The 18,699-nt window shown below is 39.0% G+C and carries 17 protein-coding genes and 1 pseudogene; 4 read left to right on the top strand and 14 right to left on the bottom strand.

The window, feature by feature from the left end; all coding sequences use genetic code 11:
• Nucleotides 1-172: 172 nt before the first annotated feature.
• Genes BI350_RS06865 through BI350_RS06855 form a run of 3 tightly spaced genes read left to right on the top strand, consistent with a single transcriptional unit; the run spans nt 173 to nt 4,038 of the window.
• Nucleotides 173-1,729: a spore germination protein gene (locus BI350_RS06865; RefSeq protein ID WP_075527419.1), complete on the top strand. Its 1,557-nt coding sequence runs from the start codon at nt 173-175 to the stop codon at nt 1,727-1,729.
• Complete coding sequence (locus tag BI350_RS06860) at nt 1,716-2,828, top strand: GerAB/ArcD/ProY family transporter (RefSeq protein WP_075527418.1); 1,113 nt, start codon at nt 1,716-1,718, stop codon at nt 2,826-2,828. Before BI350_RS06865 ends, BI350_RS06860 begins: the two co-directional genes overlap by 14 nt.
• A complete protein-coding gene (locus BI350_RS06855; protein WP_075527417.1) occupies nt 2,800-4,038 on the top strand; it encodes a Ger(x)C family spore germination protein in 1,239 nt (412 codons plus the stop codon). The genes BI350_RS06860 and BI350_RS06855 overlap by 29 nt, the downstream gene beginning before the upstream one ends.
• A gap of 316 nt (nt 4,039-4,354) precedes the next feature.
• Here the strand turns inward: BI350_RS06855 and pheT are convergent, their stop codons facing one another.
• The 3 genes from pheT to BI350_RS06840 form a co-directional block, all read right to left on the bottom strand.
• A complete protein-coding gene (gene pheT, locus BI350_RS06850; RefSeq protein ID WP_075527416.1) occupies nt 4,355-6,766 on the bottom strand; it encodes a phenylalanine--tRNA ligase subunit beta in 2,412 nt (803 codons plus the stop codon).
• A 12-nt stretch (nt 6,767-6,778) separates the two neighbouring features.
• Nucleotides 6,779-7,816 (bottom strand): phenylalanine--tRNA ligase subunit alpha, encoded by a 1,038-nt coding sequence (gene pheS / locus BI350_RS06845; RefSeq protein WP_075527415.1) that lies wholly within the window; start codon nt 7,814-7,816, stop codon nt 6,779-6,781.
• Nucleotides 7,817-8,258: 442 nt separating this feature from the next.
• Complete coding sequence (locus tag BI350_RS06840; protein WP_075527414.1) at nt 8,259-9,023, bottom strand: TrmH family RNA methyltransferase; 765 nt, start codon at nt 9,021-9,023, stop codon at nt 8,259-8,261.
• A 91-nt stretch (nt 9,024-9,114) separates the two neighbouring features.
• Between BI350_RS06840 and sspI the strand changes: the two genes are divergently transcribed.
• The gene (gene sspI, locus BI350_RS06835) at nt 9,115-9,327 is read left to right on the top strand and encodes a small acid-soluble spore protein SspI (RefSeq protein ID WP_075527413.1); all 213 of its coding nucleotides are present in this window, start codon (nt 9,115-9,117) and stop codon (nt 9,325-9,327) included.
• 136 nt (nt 9,328-9,463) lie between these two features.
• On the opposite strand, the gene BI350_RS06830 is transcribed toward sspI, so the two are convergent.
• From BI350_RS06830 to argF, 11 genes and pseudogenes are all read right to left on the bottom strand, one after another.
• Nucleotides 9,464-9,922 (bottom strand): small multi-drug export protein, encoded by a 459-nt coding sequence (locus BI350_RS06830; protein WP_075527412.1) that lies wholly within the window; start codon nt 9,920-9,922, stop codon nt 9,464-9,466.
• Nucleotides 9,919-10,425, bottom strand: a complete 507-nt coding sequence (locus BI350_RS06825; RefSeq protein WP_075527411.1) for a hypothetical protein — start codon at nt 10,423-10,425, stop codon at nt 9,919-9,921. The genes BI350_RS06830 and BI350_RS06825 overlap by 4 nt, the downstream gene beginning before the upstream one ends.
• Nucleotides 10,415-10,630: a helix-turn-helix transcriptional regulator gene (locus BI350_RS06820; protein WP_075527410.1), complete on the bottom strand. Its 216-nt coding sequence runs from the start codon at nt 10,628-10,630 to the stop codon at nt 10,415-10,417. The genes BI350_RS06825 and BI350_RS06820 overlap by 11 nt, the downstream gene beginning before the upstream one ends.
• 152 nt (nt 10,631-10,782) lie before the next feature.
• Nucleotides 10,783-10,962: a hypothetical protein gene (locus BI350_RS17175; RefSeq protein WP_245698360.1), complete on the bottom strand. Its 180-nt coding sequence runs from the start codon at nt 10,960-10,962 to the stop codon at nt 10,783-10,785.
• 45 nt (nt 10,963-11,007) lie between these two features.
• A pseudogene (locus tag BI350_RS17170) lies at nt 11,008-11,268 on the bottom strand (group II intron maturase-specific domain-containing protein); the annotation flags it as partial.
• Nucleotides 11,208-12,068, bottom strand: a complete 861-nt coding sequence (gene ltrA, locus BI350_RS06810; RefSeq protein WP_075527408.1) for a group II intron reverse transcriptase/maturase — start codon at nt 12,066-12,068, stop codon at nt 11,208-11,210. The pseudogene BI350_RS17170 and the gene ltrA, both read right to left, overlap by 61 nt.
• 653 nt (nt 12,069-12,721) lie before the next feature.
• Nucleotides 12,722-14,215: a glycerol kinase GlpK gene (glpK, locus tag BI350_RS06805; RefSeq protein ID WP_075527407.1), complete on the bottom strand. Its 1,494-nt coding sequence runs from the start codon at nt 14,213-14,215 to the stop codon at nt 12,722-12,724.
• A 38-nt stretch (nt 14,216-14,253) separates the two neighbouring features.
• Nucleotides 14,254-15,084 (bottom strand): MIP/aquaporin family protein, encoded by an 831-nt coding sequence (locus BI350_RS06800; RefSeq protein WP_075527406.1) that lies wholly within the window; start codon nt 15,082-15,084, stop codon nt 14,254-14,256.
• A gap of 157 nt (nt 15,085-15,241) precedes the next feature.
• Nucleotides 15,242-15,811: a glycerol-3-phosphate responsive antiterminator gene (locus BI350_RS06795; RefSeq protein WP_075527405.1), complete on the bottom strand. Its 570-nt coding sequence runs from the start codon at nt 15,809-15,811 to the stop codon at nt 15,242-15,244.
• 64 nt (nt 15,812-15,875) lie between these two features.
• Nucleotides 15,876-17,519 (bottom strand): glycerol-3-phosphate dehydrogenase/oxidase, encoded by a 1,644-nt coding sequence (locus BI350_RS06790; protein ID WP_075527404.1) that lies wholly within the window; start codon nt 17,517-17,519, stop codon nt 15,876-15,878.
• A gap of 205 nt (nt 17,520-17,724) precedes the next feature.
• The gene (argF, locus tag BI350_RS06785; RefSeq protein ID WP_075527403.1) at nt 17,725-18,687 is read right to left on the bottom strand and encodes an ornithine carbamoyltransferase; all 963 of its coding nucleotides are present in this window, start codon (nt 18,685-18,687) and stop codon (nt 17,725-17,727) included.
• Nucleotides 18,688-18,699 lie beyond the last annotated feature (12 nt).

The following is an 18,699-nucleotide window of genomic DNA, read 5'->3' as shown; positions in this document are numbered from 1 at the left end:
ACTATATTTCGTTTAGGAGTAATTTTTGGATAACCTAGTTTTCAAGACCAAACTTTCAACACGTTTTCATCAAACTAATTATCCTCTTATCTAACTAAGAGAGCCACCGGACGTATTGTATCACTTATAGTAGGACATACTTTATTTGAGCAATTTTCCTGGAGGTTTACCCATGTCTAACTCTGAAAACAAACAAAATTCAAGTGAAGAAAAACCAACTAAATCGAATGGAAATTCATTATCAAATGATTTATTATCCAATCTTAATGAATTAAAAACAGTCTTTTCTTACCCGACAAACAATGCCTTAAAAATTCGGCATCTTTTTCTTCCTTTGTATAATCAAAATATTACCGTACTCTATATTGAGGGTACCGTTGATATTCACCTTATTGATACAACCATTTTAGAACCTTTATTTACAAAATCGGATGGTCCACTTCCGAATATCGACTTTGTATCTTTGCTAATGACAACAATTCTACCAACTGCAGATGCGAAACTCATTTCAACAGTTAATGAAGTACAGCAAAGCTTAGTTAATGGCAACACGGTTATCCTTGTAGACAATGAAGCTTGTGCAATTTCAGTCGGGACCGTCAAATTTGAAAATCGTTCTGTTTCGGAACCATCAACTGAAACGACGATTATCGGACCCAAAGCTGCATTTAACGAATCAGCAGCGATAAATCGTTCCCTCTTACGCAAACAAATTCGAAATCCTGACTTCTTATGCGATACAGTAACGATTGGTAAACAATCCGAACAACAAATTTCCATCATGTATTTAAAAAACATTGCGGATAGTCATATTATAGAAGATATAAAAAAAAGATTAAAAAAAATTGAAACAGATTCAATTTTGACTCTATCTCAAGTTGAGCAGTATATCGAAGAAAGGTCTTATTCTCTTATCCCATCGACATTAATGACTGAACGGCCAGACCGTGCTGCATCTTTTATATTGGAAGGACATATTGTCTTAATTATGGAGAATTCTCCGACTGCACTTATTGCACCGACCACGTTTTGGTCATTTTTCCATACCGTGGAAGACCAATATTTACGTATGCCATATGGAAACTTTCTTCGCATCATACGTATAGCTGCTCTTTTTATAGCCCTACTATTGCCTGCGCTTTATATTGCGGTGACAACTTTTCATACCGGAATGATTCCGACTGATTTAATGCTTGCAATTGCAGCAACGAGGGAAAGAATCCCTTTTCCCGTTATCGTTGAAATCATAATCATGGAAGTATCATTTGAAATTTTACGTGAAGCAGGCGTACGTGTCCCAAGTACACTTGGTCCAACAATCGGAATCGTGGGTGCACTTATTCTTGGACAAGCCGCTGTAGAAGCGAATCTCGTCAGCCCTATACTGGTCGTTATTGTAGCACTTACCGGGCTATCTTCTTTTACGATTCCTGACGTAAGCTTGAACATTGCCATTAGGATGTTACGCTTCGTTTTTTTATTTGTTGCTTCTTTATTTGGTTTTATCGGTATTGCGGTTGTCGCTGCTTTTCTAACGGCATATCTCGTTTCAATGAAGTCGTTTGGCGTACCCTTTTTCGCACCACTCTCGCCACATTACCCATCCTCTAAAGATTTAGTGATGCGGCCGCCTATTTGGAAACAGTGGATCAGGCCGCAGTCCATGTCACCTAAACAAAAGGTAAGGGCACCAAAACCGAAAGGCGATGGAAACAATGATGAAAATTAAAGATGAAAAAATAGGAACACGGGAATATTTCTCCATGATTTTGCTGACTATCGGTATGAAAGTCACAGATTCAACACCTGCCTACCTTTTTCAACAGGGGGGAAATGCCACGTGGCTCATGCCTTTTTTTCAGTTAATCATAGTCGGTATTCCCTTTTTATTATTATTATCGTTAATTAAAAAATACCAAAGAGGGTTAGTCGACCTTATTTTTCATCTTTCGGGGAGAATTTTTGGCTCATTCATTTGTTTCATCCTATTTTTTCTATTGTTTTTAGCAATCACCATTAGAAGTAAAAGTTATGTATCAATTACAAATACACTTTTTTACCAAAAAACATCGATTGTCTTGTTAACCTTTGCTTTGTTATTCACCAGTTTCTTTATTGCCAAACGTGGACTAAAAGCAATCGCCAATGTTTCTTGGCTGATTTTACCAGTATTCCAAATCACGCTACTTACTTTACTTGTCGTCGTTTGGAAAGACATTAATTGGTTGAGGTTATTTCCATTAGCAGGACCTGGCCTAGGGACACTACTAAAGGAAAGTTTTAATCACAGTTTTATACTTGGGGAATTTATTCTACTTGCAGCTTTCTTCCCTTATGTCCGGACTTACAGAAACTTTCAACTATCTTCCCTTCTTGGTTTGGGAGTCACAATCGTCAAGTTGATGGTGTTTCTTGCGACTTATATGATGGTGTTTGACTATCCTTCCACAAAACGCATGGCCTATCCACATCAAGAACTAACGAGAATCGCCGAGTTTGGACCAAGTCTCACACACGTAGAAGGAGCATTTTTCTATTTTTGGATCTTTGCATCGCTTTTTAAATTTGCGATTTACTTATATTTATTAGCATTTTTTTTAGGTGGCGCGATCCAGTTTAAAAAATTCGAAAAGCTACTCGTACCTTTAGTCGGCCTTCTAGCCCTTAGCAGTTTATTACCAGAAAACACATATACCTTAACTCCTTTTCGAGGTATCTTGTTTAAAATTGGTTCGTGGATAACTATAGGGCTCCCTTTCTTGCTATGGACTTTAAGTAAATGGAGAGGAGGAGAGCAAAATAAAGAAACGAATAACGCTACTGCTTAGTCTATTTTCTGTTCTCCTTCTTTCAAGTTGTGGGGATAAACTCGAACTTGAACAGTATGCATATGTAGTTGTGATTGGGCTTGATATAAATGAAGATGACGAACGCTTGATTGACGTCACCTTTCAAATTGCCAACCCGCAAGTTGGTTCATCATCCGCAGGAGAAGCACCAAACGAACCGGCTAGTGATATTGTAACCTTTACAACATCTGATTTATTGTCAGCAAAAGAGTTAGCAAATAGTGTGATCACTAGAGAATTAAACTTCGACCATTTAAAAACGATTATTGTAGGAGAAAAGTTAGCAAAAAATGAACTGTTTCATCATACGATTGCTTCCGCGATGTTTGACCCACAAATGAGGTTAGAAAACTCTCTAATTGTAAGTAAAGAAAAAGCACAAGAATTTATTCAAGCGAATAAACCCGAGCTTGAAACACGTCCACATAAATATTACTTTTATATGGAGCAAAGATGGATAAACACGGGATTGGTCCCTATTTCTGATTTAAATCGTTATTTTCAGCGAATGTCTGGCGAATTATTCCTGGCGAACTACGCAACAGCTGATAAAAATGAAAAACTAAAGTGGAATGAGGACGACTATATTGCAGGACAAATTCCCCAAAAGTCTGGAGACCCTGTGCAAATGATAGGGGCGGCAGTTTTCAAAAACGGGAAAATGGTCGGCGTATTAACAGGCGAAGAAACGCGAATGGCCCTATTTCTAAGAACAAAATCACTTTCTCACTTTATCACCCAATCATTCCCTGACCCCATTAATGACGACTATCGAATCTCTGTCCAAATTATGATGAACGGGAAGACAAAAGTGAAACTCGATCTTAAAACTGACTTGCCTAAAGTAAATGTTACTGTTCCAGTGAAAGTACAAGTTTTTTCAAATAATAGTTTAGCAAATTACACAACAAACTTAAGGAACCAACAAAAGCTAAAACAGGCCATTAAAGAGGATTTAGAAAAAAGCGCGATGGACCTTATCAAAAAAACACAAGAAGAATTTCGTAGTGAACCTTTTTCGTGGTATTTAAACGCACGTCAACAATTTTGGACGATTGATGAATATTACAAATATAATTGGGTAGAAAAATATGCAAATGCAATCGTACACGTAGAATTTGATGTAATTATCGAAAGTCTAGGCCCTCAAATAAAGCCTGAAGTGATTAAAGACAAAGGAAAGGACTGATTGAATTGAAGTTTCTTCTTATCGGTATTTCCTTATATATCATGTATTTTACTTTTGACCTTGCACACTCGACTTGGCAAGAGAAGAATAAATTCGCAAGTGTTTTCATTGCATTTATGGCGTTCTGTATTCCAGCGTTACTAGTTTTGGTTTTAAAGAAATGACATGTGATAAAAGTACCAGTCACCCAAACAAACGCGAATGTTTAAAAATCCATGTTTATTTCAACTAACATGAATGTTTGGATGGGTGACTGACACTTACAAAAAACGAACCGCCCCTTGTCATATGGGACGGTTCGTTTTAGTTATCTTGATTATCCTCTTAATAAAGCGCCCGCTTCTGATGTGAGGGCTGCGAGTACTTTGTCATGTGCCTTGACTACCTCTTCATCAGTTAACGTTCTTTCTGGATCTTGATAAGTTAAAGAGAATGCAATAGATTTCTTACCACTCTCAACATTATCCCCTTCATACAAATCAAACAGCTTCACGTTTTTCAGCAATTTACCACCTGCACGTTGAATCACTCTTTCAAGTGTACTTGCTGATGTTTCACTTGAAACGACTAATGCAATATCTCTCGTAATAGATGGGAAACGCGGAACTGGCGTATATAGAAGTTCACCCACATCCAACGATAAAATCTTATCAAAATTCATTTCCATAACATACGTATCTTTTAAGTCACGGTCGTTTTGTACAGTAGGATGTAATTGACCAAGGAAACCGATGCGTTTGTTATTTAAGTAAATATTCGCCGTACGTCCAGGATGCATACCATCAAGCACTGCAGTTTCGAATGAGAGCCCTTCCGTTAACCCAAGCTTTTCCATCATGCCTTCGACAATTCCTTTTAGCACGAAGAAATCAACTTTTTTCGTTTCAGCTTGCCAAGCATGGTCTACCCATTTTCCAGTCATAACCGCAGCGACATGCGCAACTTCTTTCGGCAATCCGTCTTCTTCTTCATCAAGGAATACTGAACTAATTTCATATAGCGCTACAGAATCATTTCGGCGTGCGACATTGTATGTTGCGACTTCTAATAAATGTGGAATAATACTTTGTCGTAAGACACTACGTTCTTCACTAATTGGCATTAACAGTTTAGTTGTCGGCGCTGTTTCCAGTGCGTATTTATGCGCTGACTTTTCAGATGTCAATGAATACGTCAGGGATTCATAAAGACCAGCACCTTCTAGGAATGCTTTGACTGTTCTGCGTTTTTCTTGGTAAGGTGTCAGTCCACCCGGCGTTGATTCAGTTACTGGCAATGTCATTGGAATATGATCATAGCCATACATTCTTGCAATTTCTTCGATAATGTCTTCTTTAATGCGGATATCTTGTCTGCGCGTCGGTGCATCAATCACAAGTTTTCCGTTGATGGCTTCTACACCAAATTTCAAACGATTTAAAATTGACATCATCTCTTCAAGAGAAATTTTCATCCCAAGTCGATTGTTAATATAGTCAGGTGATATCGTAATTTGAACTGGTGTTTTATCCAGTTCATCAATCACTACTGAACCTTCTAGTACGTCTCCACCAGCTAATTCAGCAATCAGTTGTGCAGCACGTTCTGCCGCCGCTTCTACACGTTCTGGGTCAACGCCCTTTTCAAATCGTGTACTTGCATCACTGTGTAAACCGTGTTCTTTCGAAGTACGACGGACAGTCGCCGGTTGGAAGTAAGCAGATTCAATAACTACCGTTGTCGTTCCGTCATGTACTTCTGAATTTGCGCCACCCATTACACCAGCAATTGCAACAGGTTCTTGACCGTTTGTAATCACAAGTTGATGTGATTTTAACGTACGTTCTGTTTCGTCAAGCGTCGTAATTTTTTCTCCTTCATTCGCAAGACGTACGACGATTTCCCCCGTCTCTAAACGGTCATAGTCGAATGCGTGAAGAGGTTGGCCATATTCCAATAAAATATAGTTCGTGACATCGACTACGTTATTATGTGGACGGATGCCTGACGCAATAAGACGATTTTGAAGCCATAATGGTGATTCAGCAATCTTGACATTCTTAATGACCTTTGCAACATACATCGGATTTTCTTCTTTTGCATCAATACGTAGCTTTAAAAGCTCCTCAGCTTTTTCTGAAGACGTTTCGTAATTAATTTCCGGAAGCTTCACTTCTTGTGATAAAATTGCTGCCACTTCATATGCAACACCTAGCATACTCAAAGCATCAGAACGATTCGGCGTCAAATCAAATTCAAGCACTGTATCATTTAGATCTAATAATTCTAACGCATTTGAACCAACGACTGCATCTTCAGGTAGCACGTAAATTCCTTCCGCATACTCTTTGGGCACAAGTTTACCTTCAATTGCTAGTTCTTGAAGTGAACAAATCATTCCATTCGATTCTTCTCCGCGAAGTTTTGCTTTTTTAATCTTAAAATCACCTGGTAAGACAGCACCTGGACGAGCTACGATCACTTTTTGTCCTGCTGTAACGTTTGGCGCTCCACAAATAATTTGTGTAGTTTCTTCTCCTACATCCACTTGACAAATGCTTAATTTATCTGCTTCAGGATGTTTTGAACATTCTAAGACATGCCCCACAACCACATTTGTCATGCCTTGTGAACGGTCAATTAGTCCGTCTACTTCAATTCCTGAGCGCGTAATTATTTCTGCCAGTTCTTCAACTGGAATTTCATCTATATTGACATACTCTTTTAGCCATTTTGTTGAAACTAACATTTAACTTCCTCCTTATGCTTCTGTCCGGTGAAATTGTGAAATAAACCTTACGTCATTCGTGTAGAAATGACGAATGTCTTCTACACCATATTTCAACATCGCAATTCGTTCAGGTCCCATCCCAAATGCAAAGCCAGTCATAACTGAAGAATCATAGCCAGCCATTTCTAAAACATTCGGATGAACCATACCAGCACCTAAGATTTCAATCCAGCCTGTCTTCTTACAAACATTACATCCATCTCCACCACATTTAAAGCAGGAAATATCCATTTCAACAGACGGTTCTGTGAACGGGAAGAAACTTGGACGTAGACGAATCTCACGGTCGTTGCCAAACATTTCTTTTGCAAATAAAGAAAGTGTTCCTTTCAAATCACTCATGCGAATGTTTTCACCAACAACGAGTCCTTCAATTTGCGTAAATTGATGAGAGTGCGTCGCATCATCACTATCCCGGCGATAAACTTTTCCTGGACAGATGACTTTAATAGGTTCTCCTTTTTTCACTTCCATCGTGCGCGCTTGAACAGGTGATGTATGTGTACGTAAGAGAATCTCTTCAGAAATATAGAAAGAGTCTTGCATATCGCGAGCTGGATGCCCTTTCGGTAAATTAAGTGCTTCGAAGTTATAATAATCCTTTTCAACTTCTGGTCCCTCTGCAATTTCATACCCCATGCTTAAAAAGAAATCTTCAATTTCTTCTACAACACGTGTAAGCGGGTGATGATTTCCTGTTTTTATAGGACGCCCTGGAAGTGTCACGTCAATCGACTCTTTTTCTAGCTGTGCATTAATTGCTTCTTCTTCGAGCTTAGCCATGCGTGCTTCTAAAACTTCTGTTACTGATTCACGGATGACATTCACAAGTGCGCCCATTTTTGGACGTTCTTCAGGTGGTAATTTCCCCATTCCCTTTAATAAGTCAGTAATCGGACCTTTTCGCCCTAAATAAGCAACACGGACATCATTTAAAGCTTTTGTGTTACTAGCCTCTTGAATTTTAGCAAGTACTTCTTCTTTCAATTCATTTAATCGTTCTTCCATTTCTTATTCTCCTTTCGAATTTTAGAATCTTAGCGAGTGGTTAATTGGATCAATTTCAGAAAAGCCTCTTCTAAATTAAGCACAAAAAAACGTCCCTATAAAAGGGACGAGGATATTTTCTTCGCGGTACCACCCTGATTATTACACATTGACGACAATTTATTAGTCATACAATTAAGTACACAAATTGTACTTTTGTCATCGTGTAATCACTCAAATATCGGCATAACGGTCCGGTGCCGGCGCGCCTTTATAGAATTCTTTCTAGTCCTGGCGGCAGCTCATGGGGTGAACATTAATAAACAAAATCGATTTGCACTTTCAGTCAAGGTGCAAACTTCCTGACGACTTTTCTATCATCAACTTTTCCCAATCATTGCTTTTATAAACAATATACAGTTAGTATACCCGATAATTCTTTGTCCTTCAACATTCTGCCCACTTATTCTTCCGAATATGCATATAGAAGAATGCCCGTCGCGACAGCAACGTTTAAAGATTCTGCTTTTCCGTGAATTGGAATTCTGACATTTGTATCTGTTTGTGCGAGGAGTTCTGGACTCATCCCACTGCCCTCGTTTCCAACAATCAGTGCAAATTTTCCACTCGGTTGTACCTCTTTATATAAAACAGACTCTTCCAAGCTTGTGCCAATGACTTTAATGTCATTTTCTTTTGCTTTTTGAATCCATTCCGTTAAATCTCCTCTCACTACTGGAATATTGAAATGAGAACCTTGTGCAGAACGAACTGTCTTCGGATTAAATGGATCCGCTGAGCCTTTTCCTATAATCACAGCGGACATTCCGGCAGCGTCGGCTGTTCGAATCATTGTGCCTACATTTCCTGGATCTTGCACTGCATCGATAAACAGAAGCTTTTTCCAATTTCTATAAGAGGCTTCTGTATATTCCGGTTGACGACAATGCGCATAAACGCCTTGAGATTGCTCCGTTTCCGAAATTTCCTTTGCAACTGCTCTTGTTATTTCATTCACAACAACATTTTCTATATTCCAGTTTTCCGGGAGTTCGACATCTTCTCGCTTCATTAATGTCAATACAGCATTTTCAGTTTTCAATGCCTCTTCCACTAGATGAAAACCTTCTACGATAAACTCCTTTGATTTATCACGTTCTTTTCGAGTCTGAACAAGTTTTTTCCAATGTTTCACGAGTGCATTTTGAATTGATTCGATTCGTTTCATGTAAAGCGTACCGCCTTTTTCTTTTAAGTGTACCAAAAGTCGGTATAGTTGGCGATAAATCTGTCCAAAATGATATTAGGAGGATGATAAGATGAATTTTCAAATACGAGATGCCATTACTACGAATATGACTAATAACTCAGCAGAACAAGTTCGTAATGTCGTCGAAGATGCAATTCAACGTGGAGAGGAACACTTACTACCAGGACTAGGCGTGTTTTTCGAAAAACTTTGGAACCATGCAGGCGAGCAAGAAAAAGCAAAAATGGCTGATGAATTAGCCCAAGTATTTGCAGCGAGCTAAAAACGGTTCAAATGAATTCCTTGTAAAAAGGGGCCCCCATCATACGAAAAGCCGCCTAAATGAATTGGGCGGCTTTTATGATTCTAGAACCTTCTGCTAATAAAGCGGTTTTCTTTAGCGATACTCGGATCCTCCATTAATTTGCACTGGCGTTCCTGACAACAAAAAAATCAAAGCCCATTGCTGTAAGAATACCAAAAACAAGTGTCCAAAGTGCGATGCTGACAACCATCCAAAATGTTACATTTGCTTTATTTGCTCCGAATAACAATCCGATAAATGCGGAAATATGTGTTCCAATTACAAACGGACCGAGGAGGGCTACGCCTGGCATTCCGTATTTATTCCAAATTCGTTTGCCTCGTTCTGTTCTTTTGGACGGCTCTTTTTTACTGTTCTTTCTTCTGCTTTCAACCCACTCTTTTACTCTTTGAAAACCAATAATCACGAGCAATACTGTCAGTAAATTACCGGTAAACGCGGTGACCATTACCCAAAATGGTGAAAGCCCACTAATGATTCCCAAAGGAATCACAAGGGCAATTTCTAACCAGGGAATCGCAGCTCCTAAAAAAACTAATAAATATTCAATCATTCATCTTCCTCCGCACTCTTTAACATTTTTCTCATCGTTGAGTAATAAATCCAATATTGTCCCATCGCGATTAGCAAAATCCCAACCAAAATGACAGTTCTACCTAAAAATCCACCCAAGGAAAATCCTACAAGCAATGGCAACGTCCATGAATAATATGAATAAACTTTCTTCGTTGCACGTTTCGTCATTTCATCGAACCACTCATCGTCTTCAATATATTCCTGAGGTTTAAACGTAAAAGTATTTATTTTCTTGTCGGGAAACCTTTTGTTATGTTTTTGAATGTTGATTAAGAACAAGACAAAGAAAATTAGGAATGCAACCATTGCACATGCGAAAATCCCCCCAAGATAACTTCCAAATGTTATTTCAAATTCTAAACGATCATTTGTAAAGTTCGTCACTTTTGTCGCTAAACCCATCGTAATCGTAATAACCATTAATAAGGCAATAGCCGCCATTTGCCAAAGCGGCAATGTGACACGCATATCATTTTTCATTTCCTTCCTCCCCTTCCAACCAAAATAATTCATTGATATCGCATTCCAAAGCACGGGCAAGTTTTAAAGCTAATGTAACTGACGGTGAAAATTCCCCTTTTTCAATAAATCCAATTGTCTGCCGAGTAACCCCAACAATCTTTGCCAATTCAATTTGCGTGAAATTATGACGTGCTCTCAATTCTTTTAAACGATTTCTTAACAAACTTGCCACCTCCTAATGTAAATGTACAGTAAACTTAACATGGTGTAAAGTATTATTAACATTATGTTATGTTTAAATCGAGTAGGAGGCTAACCATTAATTGATTAGCCGACCTCTCACACCACCGTACGTACGGTTCCGTATACGGCGGTTCAACCTTTTAAGTATCTAGACTCATAAAGTTGGGACATATCTTTTAATCCCCACTTCGTGAGTCTTTCTTTTGTTATGGCACGATGGATAATCGCATTTCTGGATATACGCCAGTAACCTTTTCGGGTATTAGCTAGTTTCTTCGCATCTTCATGGTCAATGTCATATTTACGAAGCATCGTATACCTTGTCCTAATTTTCTTCCACCTTTTCCATATCAATTGTCTTAATCTATGATTTAACCATTGTTGAGTTGTTTCAATAAAGGATTTCATATTCGCAATCCCATAATAGTTAATCCAACCGGTTGTTGTTTGGTTTATCTTCGTGATGATTTCTAAGAAAGTTCCAGGTCGTTTCCGACTTGTTAGCTTCCTCAGCTTTCCTTTAAATCTTTGTTTCGCCGACCTACTTGGTCGGCAACCTACTTTCCCATGAGATTTTGTATGTTGAAACCAAGGAATGTTGCTTTTGTCGCACCACATATTTGGCTCTTACTTTGGTTGATTGTCAGTTGAAGGTCTTTTTCTAAGAAGTCTGTGATCCCTGCCATGACCCGTTCACCTGCACGTCTACTTTTAACATAAATGACAAAGTCATCCGCATACCGGATAAAACGGTGTCCTCTTTTCTCAAGCTCCCTGTCTAACAAGTTAAGATAAACATTTGCTAAAATTGGCGATAACGGTCCACCTTGCGGTGCACCTTTCGTCGTCTCGATGTAAATATCTTTGTCAAGAATGCCTGAGCGCAAGAATTTCCAGATAAGACGAAGTACAATTTTATCTGAGATGAAGTATTCCAGATAGCCACGGATTCTTTGATGATGGATGGTGTCAAAGTAGCTTTTCAAATCACAGTCTACAACTACTCTGTAGCCTTCTCGATAGTATTCTTCAGCTTTTCTTATGGCTTGGTGGGCACTTCTACCCTTTCGAAACCCGTAGCTATTTTCTGAGAAGTATGGGTCAATAATTGGCTCTATGACTTGTAAAATTGCTTGCTGCACGACCCTATCTAAGACACAAGGAATACCTAAGTGTCTTTTCGACCCATCAGCTTTGGGAATCGCAACCCGTTTTACGGGTTGTGGTTGGTAGGTTCCATCCTTTAACTTCTGTTTTAAAGGTAGGAAAAACCTTTCCATATGTCCCTTTAGTTGGTAGACCGTAACCCCATCTACTCCTGGCGCCCCTTTATTCTTTCTGACTTTCTCATAGGCTCTCCAAAGATTATCATCTGTGATAACCTGTTCGATTAAGTTGATACCATCTTGTTCTTTCATATCTATGCGACATCCCTACACACTCCTATGTACCCTTTCGTTTCCAACTTATCTCTCCATAGGTAGCCACCTTTTGGTCATTACCGCGGTGTTTTCTGTGCTTTGGCGGTGATGTCTACACCTCCTTGTTTTCTCAAGATTTAAGATTGTTCAGCCCTTCATTCCCGCAGTGGGAACTATTATGGCTTCTGCTGACTTCTCACGGTTCATCGAACTATCACTAATCCGATTGTTAATTGAATAACCCCCGTAAGACCTCCCCGGGTAAGAATAATCACTTTCTTCTCATGTAACTGCTATATTTACTGTATGGGATTCGGGCAGTATCGGACTTCATCTTGAATAGCAGACTTATCCATCCCAATTCAGCCTTGTATATAGTTTCTGTTCGTCAGTTCAAGAATTTGCATACGGCTTCCTTCAGATTCCACCTCTCGATGGACACCCTTGCCTTCTGCTAACAGTTCCTACTGCCAAGCCTGTAGCGGACTTTCACCGCCTAGCGATTATCCATGCCGGGCACACTATACAAAAAAAGACTAGGTATTTATCCTAGTCTTTTGATAAATCAACTTAAAATAATGCTAAATCAACAAAACTAAGCGCACAAAAGTCCTCAATGCACTTACCGGCATGAGGACTTTGCTTCCCGATTATTTAAAAGCAATTGCAGCGCTCACTGCTTTTTGCCAACCTTCGTAGAGCTTTTCACGTTGTTCTTGCTCCATCTCAGGTGTAAATCTATGATCGAGATGCCAATGCTTTGCAATTTCATTCTTATCCTTCCAAAAACCAACTGCTAGTCCCGCTAAGTATGCAGCGCCAAGTGCTGTTGTTTCATTTATGAGCGGACGCTCGGCAGGGACATTTAATATATCTGCCTGAAATTGCATTAAGAAATTATTCGCAACCGCCCCCCCATCAACACGTAACGTTTTCAATGAAATTTCCGAGTCTGCTTCCATTGCATCTAATACATCTTTCGTTTGATAAGCAAGTGACTCAAGCGTTGCACGAATAAAATGTTCTTTTTCCGTTCCGCGCGTTAGTCCGAATACCGCTCCCCTCACTTCGCTATCCCAATGAGGTGCACCAAGTCCAACAAAAGCAGGAACAACGTATACGCCTTCAGTAGATGCTACTTTTTCAGCGTACTTTTCACTTTCGGCAGAATCGCGGAACATTCTAAGACCGTCACGCAACCACTGGATAGAAGACCCCGCGACAAAAATACTCCCTTCAAGCGCATATTCAACTTTCCCATCAATCCCCCAAGCAATTGTTGTCAGGAGTCCATTATCTGATTTCACAGCTTTTTCGCCAGTATTCATTAACATAAAACAACCTGTTCCATACGTGTTCTTCACCATGCCACTCTCGAAACAAGCTTGACCGAATAAAGCTGCTTGCTGATCCCCTGCGATTCCTGCAATTGGCGTAGCCTCTCCAAAGAAGTGAACATCATCTGTGTATCCATAAATTTCTGATGAGGATTTTACTTCCGGAAGCATGGATGCCGGGACACCTAAAATCTCGAGTAACTCTTCGTCCCATTTTAATTCAAAAATATTGTACATAAGTGTTCTTGATGCATTAGAATAATCCGTGACATGTATTTTTCCGCCTGACAACTTCCAAATTAACCACGTATCAATTGTGCCGAATAAAAGCTCTCCACGTTCAGCCTTTTCTCTTGCACCTTCAACGTTATCTAATATCCATTTTACTTTTGTCCCTGAAAAGTAAGCATCCAATAGTAAACCAGTCTTGTCACGAAACAACTCATTGTAACCGCTTTCTCTCAATTCATCACAAATTTCCGCTGTTTGACGTGATTGCCATACAATTGCGTTGTAAATGGGATTTCCTGTAGCTTTATCCCAAACGACAGTTGTCTCTCTTTGATTTGTAATCCCAATGCCTTTTATTTGATTAACCGTAATATTTTTTTCAGATAGTACACGTGCAAGCACCGCTAATACCGAGCTCCAAATCTCATGTGCGTTATGTTCTACCCAGCCAGGTTTTGGGAAATACTGAGGAAACTCTTGCTGTGCCGTATGATAAATCTTTCCTTCTTTATCAAATAAAATTGCTCGCGAACTAGTTGTTCCTTGGTCTATCGCTAAAATATATTTTTCAGTCATTTTAATTCATCCCCATTTCATTTACTATCTATTATAACTTAAACCCTTTCAGCCGTAACACGTTCAGTCATTTTTGATTGTTCTTTACGAATTGAATATTGCGCACTTAGCAATACGGCTAACACAATCGCACCTACAATCCAAAATGCAATATGATTAGAACCTTCAAAGAGCTTTTTATAAAATAATGCGCCGAACACGCCGCCTAGAATAGGTCCAACAACAGGTATCCATGCGTAGTTCCAATTTGATTTTCCTTTACCAGGTATCGGTAAGATGAAGTGTGCAATTCGAGGCCCTAAGTCGCGTGCAGGGTTGATTGCATATCCTGTCGTTCCTCCAAGAGACATACCAATGGCAACAATTAACGCACCAACAATGAGTGGATTCAACCCTTCTGTAAACTCATTTGCACCAATCGTAAGTAGTCCTAGAATTAAAATAAATGTTCCAATAATTTCACTCGTTAAGTTTGATAGCGGATGTCGAATTGCAGGAATCGTTGCAAATACGGCCAACTTGGCATCCTGATCTTCCGTTTCTCCCCAATGTGGTAAATAATGAAAGTACACTATAATGGCTCCAATCATCGCGCCCATCATTTGTGCAAATATATACATCGGCACTTCCGCCCACGGAAACGCCCCAATCGTTGCAAGACCAACAGTCACCGCTGGATTTAAATGGGCCCCACTTATATTGCCTACTGCATAAACGCCCATCGTAACAGCCAGTCCCCAACCAACTGTTATAACAATCCATCCTGCCCCTTCTGCCTTGGATTTTTTCATGACAACGCCGCCAACAACACCAGCACCAAAAATGATTAAAATCATTGTCCCGACAAGTTCCCCTAAAAATGCTGTCATTTTGTTCCCCCTCCTCATTTATAGTTGATAAAATGTGGTATGGGTTTTAAGATAGAAAAAGTCCACACTTAAAAACTTGCTAAACGCAAGATTTAAGTGTGGACTCCTAAACTCAACCACGATTTTATTAACTTAAGGAAATCATACCAATGATTCCTTAATCCGTCAACTTATTATTAATATTTTCCCATAATTCTTTATCTGAAGTAGTAACAGCAACTGTTCCTGCTGATAATGCTTCCTCCACATGCAACATCGTTCTAATTAATCCACCATTAATAATAGGTATTCCGGTCCGTTCATATACTTCACTGATGAGTTCTGGAATTACACCAGGCAGCATTTCGATAAAATCTGGTTGGGTTGTTTCAATGAGTGAATAACTCTTTTCAAGCGCTATTGTATCTAATAAAAACATTCGTTGAATCGCAATTATTCCTTTTGCTTTTGCTTTCAGAAGCATATTAGAGCGAGTGGAAATAATGCCTCCTGGTTTAATATCATTGCATAAGAAATCTGCAGCATAATTATCTGTTTTTAACCCTTGAATGAGATCCGCGTGGATAATCAGCTTCTTTTTATGTTGATTCGCTAGTTCCCTAAGATTTTTTAATTGGCTAATATGGACTTCTAATAAAACAATATATTCATAATCACTTTGTAATAACTGTTCAAAACTTTTAATATCCCGAGCTGCTGGTAATATTTTTTGTTTTTGAAATGGCATGGCAAAGATTCACCTTTCTTCAGTTTTCATTTAGGATATCTCTCAACATGTTCAAGTTATTTTACTAGACCACAGTTGTCGCCCACATAATTTCCTTCTCCAGTTCCTCTGTATATTGTGTACGTTCCTGCTCAGTCCAGTTGAATATTTTTGTCATTTCTTCGATTACTTGATCCTTCCATAAGTTTACCAGTTTTATATTAAATAGTAAGTCTCCAGTTCTACGAATAAAGAAATCAACCGGTTTTACTGCCATTTCATGGTGAATCGCATAAAGAAGTTGTGCATATAAGACACTTGGAAGTTCGGATTCCTCTTTTTCTATAAATGAAAATACTAGATCAACATTGGTTCCGTATAATACGGCTAATTTCCGACTTTCTTCTTCTGTCAGCCCTATACTTTTTCCTAGCTCTATTTTTTTCTTAAGAAAAACTGCCATATTTGCAGAACCGCCTATGTCTCCCCCAGATATCGGCATTTCCTTAGTGGTACATGGCTTGAAGTGCATGTTTCCCTCTTTACTCAATCTATCTGTTACTTTATCAACAACGGTTTCTGCCATTTTACGATAACCTGTTAATTTTCCACCTGCCATCGTAATGAGTCCTGTTTCCGACTCCCATATTTCATCTTTTCTCGAAATTTCCGAAGGATTTTTTCCTTCTTCATGAATAAGTGGTCTGACGCCCGCCCAACTCGATTCAATATGTTGTTCTGTTAATTTTAACTTTGGGAACATATAATGAATCGCATCTAATATGTAAGTCCGATCAGTTTCAGTTATTTGCATCACTTTCGGGTCTCCGTCGTAAAAAGTATCCGTTGTACCTACATACGTTTTCCCATCTCTCGGAATTGCAAACACCATGCGTTTATCCGGTGTATCAAAATAGACTGCTTGTTGGAGAGGGAAGTCGCTTTGGTCAAATACAACATGAACACCTTTTGATAAAATTAAATGTTTATTACTTTCTCCGCCTTCAATAGCTTTTACTTTATCTACCCAGGGACCAGCTGCGTTAATGACCGCTTTTGCCTTTATTTCTGTCTTTTTTCCTGTGAGTTTGTCTACAACTTCTACACCGGCAATTTTATTCTTATTGTTGTATATAAATCTTTGTGCCTTCGCATAATTAACAATCGTTGCCCCTTTTTGCGCGGCGGCCTTAATGACTTCAATCGTTAATCGTGCGTCGTCTGTTCGATATTCTACATAAATGCCTCCGCCTAATAGCCCTTCTTTTTTTACGAGCGGCGCTTTTTTCATTGTTTCTTCCTTCGTAAGCATCTTTCTTCTCTCTGACTTCTTAACTCCAGCAAGGAAGTCATACACTTTCAAGCCAAATGATGTCGAGAACTTTCCAAACGTGCCTCCTTTATGAAAAGGTAGTAACATCCACTCGGGGGTCGTCACATGGGGGCCGTTCTCATAAACTATTGCTCGTTCTTTACCAAGTTCAGCTACTTCTTTTATTTCAAATTGTTTTAAATAACGTAATCCTCCGTGTACAAGTTTCGTAGAGCGGCTGGATGTTCCTGAGGCAAAATCTTGCATTTCAACAAGTGCTGTTTTTAATCCTCGTGTTGTTGCATCTAATGCAATTCCAGCACCTGTAATCCCGCCGCCAATTATAATGAGGTCAAATTCCTCTGACTCAAGTTTGTTCAATGTTTCTACCCTATTTAAAGATGAAAAATTTATCATTTTATTAATCCCCTTTCTTCGTTTAGAACAATCAACAAAAAAGAGAGACCTCAAGGAAGACAATTGCGTACACAATTGTCTCCGAGAGGTCTCTCAATGACTCAAACCAGTACTATTAACTTACTTATAGTATAGACTACTTCATCATAAACTTCAAGATTTTAAAATCATACCATTTGAAACTTTTCCAATACTTTGGATGCACTTATAGTAATGCTGCTAAAACAGCTTTTTGTGCATGCAGTCGATTCCCCGCTTGGTGAAAAACATAAGAGTTTGGACCATCAATGACAGACGTCGCAACTTCTTCTTCGCGATTAGCAGGTAGACAATGTAAAAACATATAATCATCTTTCGCGTTGGCGACTAATGCATCGTTAATTTGAAAATCTTTAAAGTCTTTAAGTCGCTGTACAGTTTCTTCCTCCTGCCCCATACTCGTCCAGACGTCTGTATAAATCGCATCGGCATCGGTTACAGCTTTTATCGGATCATTCGTTAGCTCAAAAAGACTCCCGTTCTGCTCTGCAATTTTCTTTGCCTTTTGAATAATCGCATCGTCACATTCATAGCCTTTCGGTGTAGCTACGACCACGTCCATACCTACATGTGCCGCGGCGACAACTAATGAATGGGCAACATTATTTCCATCCCCTACATAAGCGAGTTTTTTACCTTCAAAAGTTCCTTTCACTTCAAAAATCGTCAGTAAATCAGCCAACGCCTGGCACGGATGATAAACATCCGTTAAACCATTAATAATCGGAATTGATGAATATTTTGCTAACTCTTTTACATCTTCATGTGAATTGGCACGTATCATTACACCATCCACAAATTCAGATAGCACTTTCGCTGTATCATGAATCGATTCCCCGCGGCCAAGTTGTAATTCTTTCGCATTCATATAAATCGCATGACCGCCTAGATGAATCATCCCTACTTCAAATGATATTCTCGTTCGCGTTGAATTTTTTTCAAAAATCATTCCGAGTGTCTTCCCTACGAGCGGTAGATTTTCTTTACCTTCTTCCTTTGCTTTCTTCATTTCAACGGCTTTCTGAATGAAAAAAACGACTTCTTCACTCGTAAAATCTAGCAAACTTAATAAATCCCGACCTTTTAAATCCGCTTCAATATCATTATCCAGTAAGTTTAATTGCACCATTATCGATCATCC

It is taken from the genome of Sporosarcina ureilytica (assembly GCF_001753205.1).
In the GTDB taxonomy this organism is placed as follows: Bacteria; Bacillota; Bacilli; order Bacillales_A; family Planococcaceae; genus Sporosarcina; species Sporosarcina ureilytica.
The sequence above is the reverse complement of the archived record's forward strand: the minus strand, read 5'-3'. Positions and strand labels throughout refer to the sequence as shown.